The sequence below is a fragment of the Microbacterium sp. DT81.1 genome (assembly GCF_049844955.1).
GTDB lineage: Bacteria > Actinomycetota > Actinomycetes > Actinomycetales > Microbacteriaceae > Microbacterium.
Window position 1 is genome coordinate 71,025 of the sequence record NZ_JBNCMA010000007.1, and the last position, 15,481, is coordinate 86,505.

Annotated in this window: 15 protein-coding genes; 14 read left to right on the forward strand and 1 reads right to left on the reverse strand. The window is 69.2% G+C overall.

Annotation, left to right across the window (positions count from 1 at the left end; genetic code table 11):
* Positions 1 to 148 precede the first annotated feature (148 nt).
* Genes ACLQ2Q_RS18100 through ACLQ2Q_RS18115 form a run of 4 tightly spaced genes read left to right on the forward strand, consistent with a single transcriptional unit; the run spans position 149 to position 3,357 of the window.
* Positions 149 to 535, forward strand: a complete 387-nt coding sequence (locus tag ACLQ2Q_RS18100; protein ID WP_425822459.1) for a hypothetical protein — start codon at positions 149 to 151, stop codon at positions 533 to 535.
* Positions 536 to 557: 22 nt separating this feature from the next.
* Complete coding sequence (locus ACLQ2Q_RS18105) at positions 558 to 2,093, forward strand: phage tail sheath family protein (RefSeq protein ID WP_425822461.1); 1,536 nt, start codon at positions 558 to 560, stop codon at positions 2,091 to 2,093.
* 2 nt (positions 2,094 to 2,095) lie between these two features.
* The gene (locus ACLQ2Q_RS18110) at positions 2,096 to 2,620 is read left to right on the forward strand and encodes a phage tail protein (protein WP_425822463.1); all 525 of its coding nucleotides are present in this window, start codon (positions 2,096 to 2,098) and stop codon (positions 2,618 to 2,620) included.
* A complete protein-coding gene (locus tag ACLQ2Q_RS18115) occupies positions 2,620 to 3,357 on the forward strand; it encodes a hypothetical protein (RefSeq protein WP_425822465.1) in 738 nt (245 codons plus the stop codon). The genes ACLQ2Q_RS18110 and ACLQ2Q_RS18115 overlap by 1 nt, the downstream gene beginning before the upstream one ends.
* Here the strand turns inward: ACLQ2Q_RS18115 and ACLQ2Q_RS18120 are convergent, their stop codons facing one another.
* Complete coding sequence (locus tag ACLQ2Q_RS18120) at positions 3,358 to 3,870, reverse strand: hypothetical protein (RefSeq protein ID WP_425822467.1); 513 nt, start codon at positions 3,868 to 3,870, stop codon at positions 3,358 to 3,360.
* 246 nt (positions 3,871 to 4,116) lie between these two features.
* Between ACLQ2Q_RS18120 and ACLQ2Q_RS18125 the strand changes: the two genes are divergently transcribed.
* The 10 genes from ACLQ2Q_RS18125 to ACLQ2Q_RS18170 are packed head-to-tail and all read left to right on the forward strand — an operon-like array spanning position 4,117 to position 15,479.
* Positions 4,117 to 5,394: a DUF4255 domain-containing protein gene (locus tag ACLQ2Q_RS18125; protein ID WP_425822469.1), complete on the forward strand. Its 1,278-nt coding sequence runs from the start codon at positions 4,117 to 4,119 to the stop codon at positions 5,392 to 5,394.
* Positions 5,391 to 7,346, forward strand: coding sequence for an ATP-binding protein (locus ACLQ2Q_RS18130; protein ID WP_425822471.1), 1,956 nt, complete (start codon positions 5,391 to 5,393; stop codon positions 7,344 to 7,346). The genes ACLQ2Q_RS18125 and ACLQ2Q_RS18130 overlap by 4 nt, the downstream gene beginning before the upstream one ends.
* Entirely contained in the window at positions 7,337 to 7,603 is a 267-nt protein-coding gene (locus ACLQ2Q_RS18135; protein ID WP_425822473.1) for a hypothetical protein, read from the forward strand. Before ACLQ2Q_RS18130 ends, ACLQ2Q_RS18135 begins: the two co-directional genes overlap by 10 nt.
* Entirely contained in the window at positions 7,600 to 12,006 is a 4,407-nt protein-coding gene (locus ACLQ2Q_RS18140; RefSeq protein WP_425822475.1) for an eCIS core domain-containing protein, read from the forward strand. Before ACLQ2Q_RS18135 ends, ACLQ2Q_RS18140 begins: the two co-directional genes overlap by 4 nt.
* Entirely contained in the window at positions 11,994 to 12,569 is a 576-nt protein-coding gene (locus tag ACLQ2Q_RS18145) for a hypothetical protein (protein ID WP_425822477.1), read from the forward strand. The genes ACLQ2Q_RS18140 and ACLQ2Q_RS18145 overlap by 13 nt, the downstream gene beginning before the upstream one ends.
* 13 nt (positions 12,570 to 12,582) lie before the next feature.
* Entirely contained in the window at positions 12,583 to 13,242 is a 660-nt protein-coding gene (locus ACLQ2Q_RS18150) for a hypothetical protein (protein ID WP_425822479.1), read from the forward strand.
* Positions 13,239 to 13,544 (forward strand): hypothetical protein, encoded by a 306-nt coding sequence (locus ACLQ2Q_RS18155; RefSeq protein ID WP_425822481.1) that lies wholly within the window; start codon positions 13,239 to 13,241, stop codon positions 13,542 to 13,544. Before ACLQ2Q_RS18150 ends, ACLQ2Q_RS18155 begins: the two co-directional genes overlap by 4 nt.
* Positions 13,545 to 13,546: 2 nt before the next feature.
* On the forward strand, positions 13,547 to 14,659 hold the full coding sequence (locus ACLQ2Q_RS18160; protein ID WP_425822483.1) for a hypothetical protein: 1,113 nt from the start codon (positions 13,547 to 13,549) through the stop codon (positions 14,657 to 14,659).
* Entirely contained in the window at positions 14,656 to 15,159 is a 504-nt protein-coding gene (locus ACLQ2Q_RS18165; protein WP_425822485.1) for a phage baseplate assembly protein V, read from the forward strand. Before ACLQ2Q_RS18160 ends, ACLQ2Q_RS18165 begins: the two co-directional genes overlap by 4 nt.
* Complete coding sequence (locus ACLQ2Q_RS18170) at positions 15,159 to 15,479, forward strand: hypothetical protein (RefSeq protein ID WP_425822487.1); 321 nt, start codon at positions 15,159 to 15,161, stop codon at positions 15,477 to 15,479. The genes ACLQ2Q_RS18165 and ACLQ2Q_RS18170 overlap by 1 nt, the downstream gene beginning before the upstream one ends.
* Positions 15,480 to 15,481 lie beyond the last annotated feature (2 nt).

Genomic DNA, 15,481 nt, shown 5'->3' on the forward strand with positions numbered 1-15,481 from the left:
CGGCGTGTCGGGCGCGGTTTGACTGGTGGGGGTTATGCGGACCACGCGTCTGCGGTTTAATGATGCCGAATAGCGTCAGGCGGTCCCGTTCGGGTCGGATCGCCGCTCTTCCAGGCCCAATCGGCGTGCCCTCAGGAAGGTGTTTGCTGTGCCGGAAACCATCAACTGGTCGTTCTCCGTCGGGATCGCCGAGGGTCCGCGTGTGGCCGGCTCGGATGCTGTGGACGTCGGCGCGTACGACAAAGCCAGTGTCCTGCTCGCGGCGGGAGCCGCGGGCGTCGATGTGCAGGTGCAGCCGGCGACTGCCGCCGGAAAGGTGCACGTGCTCGTCATCGGTGCCAGCGCCTACGACGCCGGGATCACATTCAGCGCGGATGCCGGTGCCACCGCTTTCGTGCTCCTCGGGCCGCTGATCCTGATCGGCAGCGGCGCCGTGGAGCTCCTCGCCACCGCTCCGCAGGTTCTCCGGTTCGACAACACCACCGCGGACGACGTCACGGTCGACATCCTCGTCGGTCGGGATCCCGCCCCCTAGAGCATCATCGGAAGGCAGCTCCATGGCCATCACCGTGTCATATCCGGGCGTGTACGTGCAGGAGCTCGACTCCGGCGTGCGCGTCATCCCCGGCGTTCCGACATCCATCACCGCCTTCGTCGGACGCGCGCGACGCGGCCCGACGGATACGCCGATCCGCGTGCAGGGTCTCGGCGAGTTCGGTCGCCGCTTCGGCGAGCTCTGGAGCGAGGCGCCGATGGGCTACTCGGTGACGCACTTCTTCGTCAATGGCGGCTCGGATGCCGTGATCGTTCGTGTGCACAGTCTCAGCGGCGCCGACGACCTGGCGAGGGCCGACGTCCCTGCCGATGGCGGCACGCCGATGACGCTGACGGCGGCGAATCCTGGAATCTGGGGGAATCAGCTCAGGGCGACGATCACGCATCCCGACGCCGGTGACGCCTTCCACCTGACGATCCAGGAGGTGTCGCCCTCCAATCCCCTCCAGGTCGTCGCCGAGGAGCGGTTCCTGAACCTGACACTTACGGCGGGCGACGCGCGCTTCGTCACCGACGTCCTGCTCGCCCAGTCCCAGCTGAGCAGGGTCGAGACCCTGCCGTCGGGGCGGCCGCAGCTGACCTTGGGAGTGCCCATCCCGTTCGAGGATGGGGACGACGGTCTCCCGATCGATGCCGGGCAGGTTTCGGACTCGAATCTGGCCACGCCGCGCCACGGTATCTACGCACTCGAGAATGCGGATCTCTTCAATCTCCTGTGCATCCCGCCTTTCGCGCCCGGGATCAGCCCCGAGATCGACACCTGGGACGCTGCAGCGGCCTACTGCCTGACGCGGCGGGCGATGCTGCTCGTGGATCCCGATCCCGCGTGGGAACCGGCGACGTGGGTCGGGCCGGATGCCGTCATCGCCGGTGTCGACGCACTCATCACCCGATCGCCGAACTCGGCGATCTATTTTCCACGCATCCGGGTCCCCGACCCCCTGAAAGAGAATCGCCTCGAGACGTTCGCCCCGAGCGGTGCGGTCGCCGGAGTCATCGCCCGCATCGATGCCCAGCGCGGGGTGTGGAAGGCTCCCGCTGGCCAGGATGCGACGCTGAACGGGGTTCCGGAACTCACCGTGAGGCTGACCGATGGCGAGCAGGGCCAGCTCAATCCGATCGGCGTGAACTGCCTTCGCACCAGGCCCATCGCGGGCCGCGTGGTCTGGGGCGCGAGGACCACTCGCGGAGCGGACCAGCTGGCGGACCAGTGGGCGTACCTTCCCGTGCGTCGCACGGCCCTGTTCATCGAGGAGAGTCTGTTCCGCGGAACCCAGTGGGTCGTGTTCGAACCGAACGACGAGGGGCTGTGGTCGCAGATCCGGCTCAACGTCGGCGCGTTCATGAACGGGCTGTTCCGTCGCGGCGCCTTCCAGGGGACCACGCCCGCACAGGCCTACTTCGTCAAGTGCGATCGTGAGTCCAACCCTCAGGAAGACATCGATCGCGGAATCGTGAACATCATCGTCGGCTTCGCCCCGCTGAAGCCCGCCGAGTTCGTCCTCCTCAGCATCCAGCAGATCCGACCGACGGTGTGATCATGGCCCAATTCACAGTGAACGCGCAACGATTCGACCCCTACAAGAACTTCAAGTTCAGGGTGCGGTGGGACGGCAGGTACGTCCTGGGCGTGAGCAAAGTGAGCGCGCTCAAACGCACCACGGCGATCGTGAGCCATCGCGAGGGCGGCGACCCGGGTTCCAGCCGCAAGTCGGCCGGCCGCACGGAATTCGACGACATCACCCTCGAACGCGGAGTGACGCACGACCGCGAATTCGAGCGGTGGGCGAACAAGGTCTGGAACCTCGGATCCGGCCTCGGGTCCGAGGTGTCGCTGGAGGACTTCCGCAAGGACATCGTGCTCGAGTTGTACAACGAGGCGGGTCAGCTGGTGATCGCCTACAAGATCTTCCGATGCTGGGTGACGGAGTACCAGATCGGAGAAGTCGACGCTAACGCCGAGGCGGTTCTGATCGCGACGCTCAAACTGGCGAACGAGGGATGGGAACGCGACTACGACGTCGTCGAGCCCACAGAGCCGAAGTTCACCGAACCGAGCGCGTGATGACCGCGTCGCGGCTCGCGAGCGACGCGGAGCTGCTCGAGATGCTGGAGTTCGGGGAGGCGCAGTCCGTCCCGGAACGCGCCGCCCTGCTCTCCCGTGCCGCCGCCCAAGAGGTCGATCCTGGCGCCCTTGCGCTCGGGGTGCGCGACGGACTGATCCTGGATCTCCGACAGCGGATGTTCGGACCGACGATCGAGGCACAGGACCGCTGTCCGCACTGCAACGAGGCCGCGAGCATCGAAATCGACTCGGCTATGTGGCCGAGGACCGACCCCGCTCGCGCCGGGGATGTCATCAAGGTGCGCGTGGGCGATTACGAGGTGCTCTGCCGTCCGCCCCGCGGTGCAGATCTGAATGACGTTGCCCGCGCAAGCGATCCCGCCGTAGCCAAAGAGCTGCTCCTCGAGGCCACGGTCATTCACGCGTCCCGGGCCGCGACGGAGATTCCTGCGAAGGCGCTCCCCCCCGACGTCCTCGGGGAGATCGGCCGCCGTCTGGCCGAGGAAGACCCGCTCGCCGAGATATCGCTCACCGTCACGTGCGCCGCCTGCGAGGGCTCCTGGGACACGGTGCTCGACCCGGCGCAGTTCGTCTGGGAGGAGCTGCGGTCCTGGAGCCGGCGTGTGCTGTGGGAGGTTCATCTCCTCGCCGCCGCGTATGGATGGACGGAGCGAGAGATACTCGCGCTTTCTTCACGTCGCCGGCAGGCCTACCTCGGATGGGTGCTCGGTGCCTGACTACTTCGACCGCATCGTCGCCAGGGCGAGGGGTGAAGCCACCACGGCCCGCCCGCCGTCGCGCACCGTGCTCGAGTCGATTCCGGTGGAACCGCCGCCGGCAGACGCGCACCTCGAGGACGACGTCAGCGTGGACGCTGGGATGACGTCACCGCCGGTGCGCGATCCGCTGGCCGACAGAACGGTCCCTTCCGCACCGCCCGCGTCCTCCCCGGCGGATGAGCCGCCCGCATCGCGGAAGGGGCAGGTCCGACCGGCCGCGTCCTGGGTGCCGCTCGCGGGTCCCGATTTCGGCGAGGCCCCGGAGCGGCCGCCGAGCTCCTGGGCGCGGCCGACCGTGCCGGACGAGGCCTCCACAACGCTCGTTCGCCGTTCCGCAGCCGCTCCCTCCTCGCCACCCGTCCAGGCGACCCATGCGCCGGAACCCTGGGCCGCACCATCCGGAACAGGCCCGAAGCGCGCCGCGGCGTCGCCGGTTCCCGAAGAGGTGAGGCCCCGCGATGCTCCAGGCATCCCGACCACGCCATCATCACGTATGAGACCGTCAGCGCCTCTCGCCGTGCCCGCACCGGTGGTGGCCACCCCCGGTCCTCCACAGACCATCGTGCGTGTGTCCATCGGACGGATCGACGTCAAAGCCGCGCCGGTGGCGACTCCTCCGACGGCCGCGCGTCCATCCCCGCCCCTGAGGACACCGCCGGCGGCACCCACTCTTACCCTCGACGCCTATCTCGAACGCGCCGGGGGGAGGCGCCGACGATGAGCAACCACCTCGCGGTCGCCGGCGCCACCGCCACGCTTGTTCAGCTTCTCGACGAAGCGGTGAATCGGGACTTCAACGGCGCCCATGTCTCCGGCGGGCGCCCCGACGTCGCCGGTGCTCTCGAGCCCGACCCAGAGGTGCGGGTGTTCCTCTACCGCGTCGAGCCGATGGCGGCGCGCCGCAATGACGACCTGCCGACCCGGGGCGCCGACGCCTCGCTGACGCAGCGACCGCAAGCCGCGCTCACGCTGAACTACCTGCTCACCTTCCTCGGAAGCGAGACGGATTACGAACCGCACCGCCTCCTCGGAATCTGCGTCGGCACCCTGCACTTTCACCCGCTTCTCACACGGGGGGAGATCGAGCGGATGGTGCTGGCCGAATCCGGCGGGCCGCTCGCACTGGTCGACCTGGCGGAGCAGGACGGTCTCGTGCGCTTCACGCCCCTGAACCTCAGCATCGATGAGCTGTCCAACCTGTGGTCCTCGTTCTTCCAGGTCGAGTACCGGCTCTCGGTCGCATTCCAGGCCGAGGTCATCCTGCTGACCCCACCGGAGACCCCCGTCAGGTCGCTGCCGGTGCGCGAACGGCGGCTGTTCGCGTCCACCATGCTGAGACCCTCGATACGATCCGTGGTCGCCGCGGAAGGAGCGGAGCTGCCGATCCTCCCGGGCACGCTGATCCGGATCGACGGAGGCGACCTGCGTGGCGAGGAAGGCACGATCGTGCGCTTCGGCGAGGCTTCGGTGGGTCCGACCCTCGCCACCGGCACGCGCATCGAAGTCACCGTGCCGCCGGATGTGCGGGCCGGTGCCGTCGGGGTCGTCGTCGAACACCAGCGCCTGATGGGAGAACCGCCCGAGCTGCGTCCGGCGGGCCAGTCGAACGTCGCGCCGATCGTCGTGCATCCGCGGATCCGGCCGCTGGGCCCCGGCCACGACATCTCGGTGCGGGACGCCGTCGAGGACCCGGTCGGAATCCACGCGGGAATCTTCGACGTCACCGTGGACCCGGCCGTGGGCAGTCGTCAGGAGGTGTCGCTCCTGCTCAACGCCGTCGGCGGCGGTGGCTCGCACTCCTTCGCCGGTGAGCGTCGAGACGGTCCGTCGGCGCCGGAGGTCACGAACGATCTGAGCATCGCCTTCTTCGGCGTCGCGACGGGGGACTATCTCGTGCGCATCGTCGTGTCGGGCGCGGAGAGCGAATTGGATGTCGAGACGGCACCGGGCCCCACGCTCGGCGAGTATTCGGCACCACGGGTGAGCGTCCCATGACCGTCACCTGGGCGCAGGCGAATCAGCGCTACACCTCGACGGCGATGCGCCGGGTGGCGGCACTGCTTTCCGTGGACCCGGGCGCCGCCGTCGTGGAGGCCGATCGGGAGCTCGCATCCATCGCCGAGGGCGCTCAGCGACCTACCGCTCTCGCGGCTCTCGCGGAGGCGTTCCGCCTGTCGCCGTTCGAGACCGATGTGCTGGTGATGTGCGCGGGAGTCGAGCTCGACGAGCATGTGCGGATCGCGCTCGCGGCGCCCCAGGCGGACGATGGCGGCGCCCAGCGCCGTGCCGCGCCGACCTTCGGCCTGGCGCTCGCCAAGCTGCCGGAACCCCACTGGAGCGCGCTCACGCCCGAGTCCCCGCTGCGACGGTGGCGGCTCGTCGAGGTGGAGCCGGGTCCGGTCCTGACCGAGAGTCCTCTGCACATCAGCGAACGGGTCCTGCTCTACCTCGCAGGGGTGCACTACGTGGACGTGTCTTCGGGACTGCACCCGACGTCATCGCACGATGAGCTGGCCGGCAGCCACACGGCGGTTGCGAAGAGCATCGCGGCATGCGTGGCCGCCGCATCGGAGGCCGGTCCGCCTCTCGTGCAGGTGCTGACCCGCCATCGCGCCACCGGCAAGGCGATCGCCGCGGCGGCAGCCGCGGAGCTCGGGCTCACCCAGGGACTGCTCAGGGCGGACGACATCCCCACAGCACCCACCGAGCGGCAGGACCTCGCGCGCCGCATCGAACGCGAAGCGGTGCTCGCCGGCCTGCTGCCGGTGGTGGAGGCGATCGGCGCCGATCGCGAGGGGCTGGCCGTGGCGGTGCGGCTCGTGGAGGAGGTCGCGGGGCCTGTGCTGCTGATCGCTCGCGAACCTCTCGAACTGGGACGCGACGACGTGCGGATGACGGTGCCGCCCACCACGTCGGAAGAACGCCTGGCGCTCTGGACGGCGGCGCTGGGCCCCATGGCCGCCGGCCTCGACGGTGAGACGCGCCGGGCCGCGGAACTCTTCGACCTCGACCCGTCCGCGATCCGTGCGACCGCCTCCGAGTTCGCCGCGCTCGCCGACCTGGCGGGGGACAAGGACGACCCTCTGGCCCCCGCGTCCGGGTTCTGGGAGCTGGCGCGCGGACGGGCGCGGCCCCGACTCGAACACCTGGCCGAACGGGTCATGTGGTCCGCGAATTGGGACCAGCTGGTGCTCCCACAGCAGCAGAAGTCGACCCTGTACGAGATCGCGGCTCAGGCACGCTGGCGGTCGACGGTGCATCGGGAATGGGGGTTCAGCGCCGGCGGGGGACCTGCCCAAGGCATCTCCGTGCTCTTCTACGGACCCAGCGGCACCGGCAAGAGCATGGCCGCGGGCGTCATCACGACGGAGCTCGGGCTCGACCTCTACCGCATCGATCTCAGCCGCGTGGTGAGCAAATACATCGGCGAGACGGAGAAGAACCTCGGAACGGTGTTCGATGAAGCAGAGGGTGCAGGCGCGGTCCTGCTCTTCGATGAAGCGGATGCCCTGTTCGGCCGTCGAAGCGAGGTGAAGGACAGCCACGACCGGTACGCGAATCTCGAGGTGAGCTACCTGCTGCAGCGGATGGAGGCTTACGACGGACTGGCCATCCTGACGACGAACCAGCGGAGCGCACTCGATCCCGCGTTCCTCCGTCGGCTGCGCTTCGCCGTCCAATTCCCCTTCCCCGACACGACGGGCCGTGCCGACATCTGGCGCCGCGCATTCCCCGCGCGGGCGCCGATCGGCGAACTGGATGTCGACCGCCTGGCCCAGCTTCACGTCGCAGGCGGAAACATCCGCACGATAGCCCTCAATGCGGCCTTCCACGCGGCTGCGGATGGCAGCCCGATACGCATGGATCACCTTCTGCTCGCAGCGAAATCCGAGTTCGCGAAGCTCGAACGGCCGTTGCCGGAGGCGCAGGTGCGCGGATGGATCTGACCTCTCCGACCATGATCGAGATCGCGATCCAGGACATCTCCATCGAGGGCTTCGGCTTCGTCGACGGCGAGATCCTGCAGCATTCCCTGCCTCGTGATCTCGCACGACTCGTCGCCGATCGCGGACTCCCCGCATCCTGGACGTCCGGCACACCCCTCGGCGATCTCACCGCCACCCTGGACTGGGACGGCCGAGGCGGCACCGAGGCGCTGTCGCAGGCTCTCGCCGCGCAGCTTTATGAAGGAATGGCGTCGTGAGCGCCCTCACGTCCGCAGCCGCACCCGAGCGCACGCGTCGGCGGCCCGTGACGGCGCGGATGAAGACGCCGCTCGGTCACGACCGGATCACCGCACCGCCGGGTGAGCGCATCGCGCTTCCCCATCGCGAGACTCTGGAGGAGCGCTTCGGCCGACCGCTCGACACGATCGCCGTGTACGCGGGTCCGACGGTGAGCGCTGCGCTGTCCGAACTGAGGGCAGTGTCGGCCACACGCGACGAGCAGATCTTCCTGGCGAGCGCATCCGCTCCGCTTCCGGTGGTGGCCCACGAAGTCGCGCACGCCCTCCAGACCCGGAGTGCGGGAAGCAGCCCGACCGTCGAGCCGGAAGGGTCGCCGGCGGAGCGAGAGGCGTCCGACGCCGCGGTCGCTGTCGGCAGGCCGCAGCTGCCCGGCGATCGTGTCTCGATCAGCGAGGGGATCGGGCAGGACACGCTTGCTCTTCTGCGGGTGCCCGCGCACCGAGACGGTGCCGCCCCGACGCTCGGGCTGCCGTCGGCGACCCCATCCCTGCGCCCCGAAGCATCCGCGCCCGCTCCGCAGTCCCCGACCGCGGAGGCGGTTGAGCCGTCTTCCGCCGTCGGCCCGGCGCCGACGGAGACGACCTCCACTCCGGATGAGGCGCCCGCCGGCGGCCTGGAGCTGCCGCCCGCACCGGAGCTGACGGTCAACGCGGAGCAGGTAGCCGCACAGGAGGCCGCGATCGCAGAGGCGGAGAGCGCGCTGTCCGGCGCCGGTGACGCCGCAGCGCTCCTCGAGGCGTACGCCGCCGCGCCGCCGACTGTCAAGGCGCGCCGCGCTGCCACGCTCGGCTCGGACGTCGCCGCGGTATCCGCCACGGAGGGCGCGCAGTGGCAGTCGGACGTTCCCGACCTGCACGCGTCGCTCAGCGGCGCCGACCCGCCGGCGATCGCCGAACCGGTGGCGGCCCCGCCGGTGTCCTCCATCGACCTTGCGCTCACCGCACCGGCACCGGCACCCGAGCCGGAGATTCCCGACGTCGAAGTGCCGGGCACGTTCGAGGCCGAGCAGGACGTGACCCGATCGCTCGTCCCGGTGACCGAGGCCGATCCGCAGGCGCTCGCGGCGCAGATCGGCGACTCGCTGGATGCCGTGCAGACGATCGATCCCGCCGTGCCCCGGTCGGCCGGGCCGCCGCCGGGGATTCCGCTCGGCGGCGAGACCGATCCTGCCCGCGTGGCGGAGACGGAAAGCGCCGGTCGCGCCCAGGCCGCGGCCGCACGAGAGGAGGCGACGCAGGCGGTTCTCGCGGGCCCCGGACCCGAACAGGTGCAGCCGACTTCTGTCGATGAGCCGTTTGCGGTCGGCGAACTGCCCGTTCCCGACGTCGCGGCGGCCGCGACGCCAGAGGGCCCCGCAGCATACGTCGCGATGGAGTTGCCGGTGGAGGTGCAGGTCGCCTTCGATGAACAGCAGCACGCGGCGATGGAGCAGTCGATGGCCGCGACCGTCGCGCAATCCGAGCAGGCGACCGCCGACAGGGACACGGCCAAGGAGTCGGCGGTCTTGGAGGCCGAAGCGGGAGTCGCAGAGCTGAACGAGGAGGCAGACGGCTCGCAGACCTCGGCCGTCGCGGCCGCGCGCACCGATATCCAGACGGCCCGGCAGGACACCGTCGACGCGCAGCAGAGCGAGGTGGAACGGGTCGAGGCCGAGGCCGGCGAGCGGCGACTGATCGACGAGTCCGCGATCCAGACCAAGGTGGACGACGAACAGCAGATCATCGACTCGGCGTACGCCACCGCAGAGCACGACATCGGCGACCAGGTGGCGGAAGGTGAACGGCAGGCGGCGGCGACGAAGGAGGAGGCGGAACGGGCAGCGGAGGACGAGAGCTGGTGGGACCAGGCGGTCAGCTTCGTCAAGGATGCCTTCAACGCGCTCGTCGACGCGATCGGAGCGGTCTTCGACGCGGTCCGCAGCGCCGTCAACGACATCCTCGACGCCGTCAAGGCGGCGGCCCTCGCGGCGATCGACGCGGCCGCGAATTTCATCAAGGATGCGATCGCGGCATATGGCGAACTTCTCAAGTCCGTGATCACGGGCCTGCTGGGCGAGGTCTTCCCCGAGCTGGCCGCCGCACTCAACTCGGCGATCGATACGGCGGTCACCGCGGCGCAGAATGCGGTCGACTCCGTCGCGGACGCGCTGAAGGCGGGCGTCAACGCGCTCGTGGAGGGTCTCCGCGCGGGGCTCATGGCGATCATCGACGCATACCAGGCGGCGATCACACTGGCGCTCAGTGTCGCGTCCGCCGCGATCACCGGGGACTGGGGCGCGCTCGCGCTGCGCGTTCTGGAAGCCGTGCTCAGGCTGGTCGGCATCGACCCGGAGGAGTTCTACGCCTTCGTCGGTCGCGCCCAGGAGACCTTCCAGATGATCGTCGACGATCCGGCCGGATTCCTCGCCAACGTCGTGGCCGCGGTGACCGGCGGCATACAGAACTTCGCCGACAACATCGTGACGCACCTGCAGACCGGGGTCATCGGCTGGCTCACCGGGGCGCTCGGCCCCGTTGGGATCGTGCTGCCCCAATCGTTCGACCTGCTCGGGGTGCTCGACCTCGCGCGCCAGATCCTGGGTCTCACGTGGGACGCGCTCAAAGCCAAGGCGCGCAAGCTCATCGGGGAGCAGAACGTCGAGCGGCTGGAGGTCGTGTTCGGTTTCATCGAGACGCTCGTCACGGAAGGGTGGGGCGGACTCTGGACGAAGATCATGGACTCCGTCTCGTCGGTGCTCGACCTCGTCTTCGACGGCATCAAGACCTTCATCCGCGACCGCATCATCCTCGCCGCCATCACGAAACTCGCGAGCCTGTTCAGCCCGGTGGGGGCCATCGTCCAGCTCGTCCTGACGGCGTGGAACATCTACACCTTCCTGCGCGATCAGCTCGCTCGCATGATGGAGGTCGTCCAGACCGTGACGACGGCGATCGGCGACATCGCCCGCGGCGTGCTCGACAACGCCAAGGCGGGGGTCGAAGGGGTGCTGGCGCGACTCCTGCCGCTCGCGATCGACCTTCTTGCCCGTGTCATCGGGCTGGGGAACGTGGGCGAGAAGGTGCAGGAGATCGTCGAACAGGTGCGCGCCATGGTCGACAAGGGCATCGATGCTCTGCTGCAGCGGGTCGCGGCGGTGTTCACCGGCGGCGGCGCGGCGGGGGCGAAGCCCGCCGGCGCGACGGGCGGAGGGACCACCGGCGAAGAGTCGATCCCGAGCGAGCCGAGCGTGCTCCCAGAGAGCGAGACCATCTCGGAGCCCTTCTCGATCGCCGGCGAGGACCACACACTCCGCTCCGTCATCGTGGGAGACGAGGCCACCGCTGACATGGCGAGCGGGACATTCGGACCGCTCGTCGCACGAATCGCGACTCTGCGGAAGACGGTGACCAACGCCTATGTGAAGCCGGGCAGCCCGCAGTTCGTGGGCGACGTCGAAGCGACGGTGCTGACCGACAAGCTCACCGTCATCAGTACGCGCGCCGCAACCCTCGTCTCCGACCTGACGGCGGCGAAGGCCCCGCCCGGCTCTGACAAGAAGGCGCTCGCAAAGGCTGCGAGCGCCGAACGGAAGATCGTCCGCGACGGATTCACCGAGTTGCGGATACTCGTGGAGGGCCTCGGCCTCAAGACCGTCACATCTGCGGTGCTGCATCCCGGACACGGGCCGAAGGCCGGCGGCGCCGACTCGTACGGAAGACGCCTCTCGTTCAGCGTCAATCCGCTCAGCATCACCTCGCTCGATAAGGGGGGTGGCGCTCAAGATCCGGTTCCGGGAGTGCGACTGCTGCCCGGGTACGATCGCGGACACCTCGTGGCCAAGTCACTCGGCGGCCCGGGGTCGCCGGAGAATCTGGTTCCGATGTCGAAAGCCGCGAACACGAAGCGAGTGGGCATCCAGGCGGTCGAGGAGAGCCTGAGGACCGCACTGCGCTTCACCGCGGCGAATCCGGAGCAATTCCCGCCCGACAATCCCCAATACATCTTCAGCTACGACGTCTGGGTGAGGAGCTATCACTCGGACGCTGATCTCCAGCAGGACCTCGAATCGCATGCGGTGACGGCGCCGGGGTCCAACGCGGGCGCGCGCCTCTTCGCCCTCGCCGCGGGTGCGACGTCGAAGGGACCGTCGGACACGGTCCTGCTCGCCGCCGCCGCACCCGTTGCCGGCCTCGATGCAAAGACGATGGCCGCGCTGCCAGGCAACCTCCGTCGGCGGACCGCGTATTTCTTCCATCCGACGGAGGTCGTGGCGTCGGTCGAAGTGCTGCAGGAACCGAACGATTCGCGTACGAGGTTTCCGATCCACACCGGCGGACCGGTGCCGACGCACATGGATGTGGACGTGCTATGGCACGCATGATGACGCAAGAGGCAGAAGCAGCGAATGCGCGGCGCGCACCGGCGGCGCCGACCGCGATCCCGGCGGGCGGCGGAGCGCAGCAGGCATCGGGCATCAACTGGACACCGCTCGACCTGATCAGCATCGGGGTGACGAGCAGCAAGGGCGTTCCCGGGGGCACGATGGGCTCGGCATCCGCCAGAGTCATCGACCGATTCGGCGCCGCAGGGCGCATCGACTCCTTCTGCGAGACGCCGGCGCGCTATCCGCTCCGGTTCTGGTTCCACGTGGATGCCGACGGCGTGCCGCGTCCCACCCCGTTCATCCCCCCGCGGGTGTCCGTGTCCCTCGCGTTCACGCCCGAGCACGGCACCGCACCGACGGCGACCCGCACCGAGTCCGATCCGCGACCGACGTACGAGGGCCCCGGCATCCCCTTGCGCACCACTTTCGGCGAGACCCTCTGGATGGGGTCAACGAAGAGCGGGACGCTGGATGTCTCCGCCTCGCTCGCCGACCCGAGCACGGGGACCGCGATCCGGTACGACGACACCATCCCCTGCCGGCTGGAGCCGTGCGCATGAGCGAGGAGCGGCGATGACGACGAGCCCGATCTCACCCCCCGTGTTCAAGGGAGCCCTCGTGGCGGTTGACCCGCTGCGACCGACCTCGAGCGTGATCATCTTCCAGTACAACCCCGAGACCATGACCCGCACGCTGCAGGCCCGCACAACCGGGGGCGAGGCAGGTTCGGGGCCGCTGCGCCTCAGCGGCCCGCCCGAGGAGACGATCAAGCTGACGATCGAGATCGACGCGACCGACAGGCTGGAGGCCGGCGATCCGATCGCCGAGACGCTCGGTATCGCCCCGGCCCTCGCCGCCCTCGAACTGCTGCTGTATCCGAGCTCTGTCGCGGTCATCGCCAACGAGGTGCTCGCGCGGGTGGGCGTCGTCGAGATCCTGCCCATGGCGGCGCCTCTCACCCTGCTGGTCTGGGGCACCCGGCGCATCATCCCCGTGCGCGTGACCGACTTCTCGATCACGGAGGAGTCGTTCGACCCTTCCCTGAATCCGATCCGGGCCAAGGTCGACCTCGGGCTCCGCACCGTCAGCTACTACGACACCGGCATGCTCAGCGCGGCCGGAGCCCTCTCTCTCGCGGCGCACATCGCCCGCGAGGTGCTGGGCACCGTCAACACGGCCGAGGGCGCCGCGGCCGCCATCCGTTCCGCGGCTGGAGTGGGAGGACCCTCGTGACCGCCTACGATCCGAACAGTCGCTACTACGGCGTCGAAGTCGCCGAACTGACGGTACTCGATTCGAATGGCGAGTCCCGCACGATCGCGTATTCGCGGCGCCGCATCATCCCCGACTACGGCGACCAGCCGGTGCTCGCCGAACACCGCACCGCCGAGGGAGAACGGCTCGACCTGATCACGGCCCGCTACGCCGGGGATCCGGAGCGCTTCTGGATGCTGTGCGACGCGAACACGGTGCTCGAACCGTCAGAACTGGAGATCGTCGGGCGCCTCGTCCGGATCTCGATGGCGAGAGGCTGACGATGGCACTCGGCGGGGAACTGGGGATCCGGCTCATCGTATGGATGGGCCAGACCGTGCCGCGCCCCGCGCCGGCCGGAGTGCTCCAGGCGCTGCAGTCGGTGGAGGTGACGACCGATCGCGAGAAGGGCGACGGACTTCAAGTCGTCTTCCGGCTCGTGAAGGACCAGACCCTCGACTATCCGCTGCTTCGGGAGCCGCTCTTCACGCCCGGCAACCGCATCGTCGTCGGAGTGGCCATGGGGATCGTGCCGCAGATCCTGCTCGACGGCGTCATCACGCACCAGGAGGTCTCGGCGGGGGGCGACGGCACGTTCAGCATCACGGGACGGGATCTGTCATCGACGATGGATCTCGAGGAGAAGGACGAGCCGTTCGACAATCAGCCGGACTCGGTCATCGCGACGCGCATCATCGCCGCGTACCCGCAACTGGGACTGGTCCCCGCGGTCACGCCGACGACCGACGTCCCGCTGCAGGTGGAGCGCACCCCGCGGCAGCACGAGACCGACCTCGCGTATCTGAACAGGATGGCGGAGCGCAACGGCTTCGTCTTCTACATCGAGCCCGTCACGATCGGGGTCAACACCGCGTACTGGGGGCCGGAGAACCGGCTCGGTCTCCCGCAGCCGGCCCTGACGCGGGACATGGGCGCGATGTCGAACGTCAAGAGCCTCACCTTTTCGTTCGACGCGCTCGGACCGGTGGCACCGGAGGGCGTGTTCGTCGACCCGATCTTCAAGCTCAGCATCCCGATTCCGGCGCTCCCGTCTCTCAAGTTCCCGCCGCTCGCGGCGAGCCCCGCGCCGGCCCTGCGGAAGGAGAAGATCCGTGACACCGCCAACCGCAACGCGGCCAGCGCCGCGATCGCAGCCCTGGCCGCCGCCAGCAACACCCCGAATCCCGTGACCGGGGACGGCGAAGTGGACACGGCGGCATACGGGCACATCCTGCGCCCTCGCGGGCTGGTCGGCGTGCGCGGCGCCGGGCTCAGCCTCGACGGCCTGTATCTCGTCGACGCGGTCACCCACAAGCTCGCCCGGGGCGAGTACACGCAGAAGTTCCGCCTCAGCCGCGAGGGTCTGGGCACCACGACACCGGTGGTGCGGACATGAGCGGGCCCTTCTACGGCAAGTACCGAGGCGTGGTCACGAGCACGAAGGATCCGCTGACCATCGGCCGCATCCAGGCGAACGTCCCAGACGTCATGGGCGACCGGCCGAGTGGCTGGGCGATGCCGTGCGTGCCCTTCGCGGGCAGCGGGATGGGGTTCTTCGCACTGCCGGCCGACGGCGCCGGCGTCTGGATCGAGTTCGAGCATGGAGACCCGGACTTCCCGATCTGGAGCGGATGCTGGTGGGGCTCAGCCGCGGAGGTTCCCACCGAGGTGCTGACGCCGCCGCAGTCGGGGAAGATCCTGCTGCGCACGGACGGCGGCAGCAGCATCCTCGTGGACGACATGCCGGGCGCCGGAGGCATAACCATATCGACGTCGACCGGTCAGAAGATCGCCCTCACCGCGACCGGCATCGAGATCGACAACGGCTCCGGATCGACCATCTCCCTGCAAGGCCCGCAGGTCTCCATCAACGGCGGCGCCCTGGAGGTGACGTGATGCCGGGCTTCCTGCTCGATGCCGGCGCGACGGTGCTGTGTTCGCACGGCGGCCAGGCCGCTGCCGCGCAGCCGAGCCCTCGCGTGCGAGCCGGTGGCCAGCCCATCACAACCGCGACCGCCCCCCACACCGTCAGCGGATGCCCCTTCAACGCCGGGGGCTCGCCCATGCCGTGCGTGACCGCCCAGTGGACCACAGGAGCGACCAGGGTGCGATCACTCGGCGCTCCCGTCCTGCTGCAGGACAGCCAGGCGGTCTGCGCACCCAACGGCACCCCGGTCAGCGTCGTCACCACTCAGATGAGAGTTCAGGGGAAGTGATG

Excerpts from the sequence above, each read along its gene's own strand:
- ACLQ2Q_RS18105 (WP_425822461.1), top strand. The coding sequence starts at position 558 with ATGGCCATCACCGTGTCATATCCGGGCGTGTACGTGCAGGAGCTCGAC.
- ACLQ2Q_RS18110 (WP_425822463.1), top strand. The coding sequence starts at position 2,096 with ATGGCCCAATTCACAGTGAACGCGCAACGATTCGACCCCTACAAGAAC.
- ACLQ2Q_RS18115 (WP_425822465.1), top strand. The coding sequence starts at position 2,620 with ATGACCGCGTCGCGGCTCGCGAGCGACGCGGAGCTGCTCGAGATGCTG.
- ACLQ2Q_RS18120 (WP_425822467.1), bottom strand. The coding sequence starts at position 3,870 with ATGCCTGGAGCATCGCGGGGCCTCACCTCTTCGGGAACCGGCGACGCC.
- ACLQ2Q_RS18125 (WP_425822469.1), top strand. The coding sequence starts at position 4,117 with ATGAGCAACCACCTCGCGGTCGCCGGCGCCACCGCCACGCTTGTTCAG.
- ACLQ2Q_RS18130 (WP_425822471.1), top strand. The coding sequence starts at position 5,391 with ATGACCGTCACCTGGGCGCAGGCGAATCAGCGCTACACCTCGACGGCG.
- ACLQ2Q_RS18135 (WP_425822473.1), top strand. The coding sequence starts at position 7,337 with ATGGATCTGACCTCTCCGACCATGATCGAGATCGCGATCCAGGACATC.
- ACLQ2Q_RS18145 (WP_425822477.1), top strand. The coding sequence starts at position 11,994 with ATGGCACGCATGATGACGCAAGAGGCAGAAGCAGCGAATGCGCGGCGC.
- ACLQ2Q_RS18150 (WP_425822479.1), top strand. The coding sequence starts at position 12,583 with ATGACGACGAGCCCGATCTCACCCCCCGTGTTCAAGGGAGCCCTCGTG.
- ACLQ2Q_RS18160 (WP_425822483.1), top strand. The coding sequence starts at position 13,547 with ATGGCACTCGGCGGGGAACTGGGGATCCGGCTCATCGTATGGATGGGC.
- ACLQ2Q_RS18165 (WP_425822485.1), top strand. The coding sequence starts at position 14,656 with ATGAGCGGGCCCTTCTACGGCAAGTACCGAGGCGTGGTCACGAGCACG.
- ACLQ2Q_RS18170 (WP_425822487.1), top strand. The coding sequence starts at position 15,159 with ATGCCGGGCTTCCTGCTCGATGCCGGCGCGACGGTGCTGTGTTCGCAC.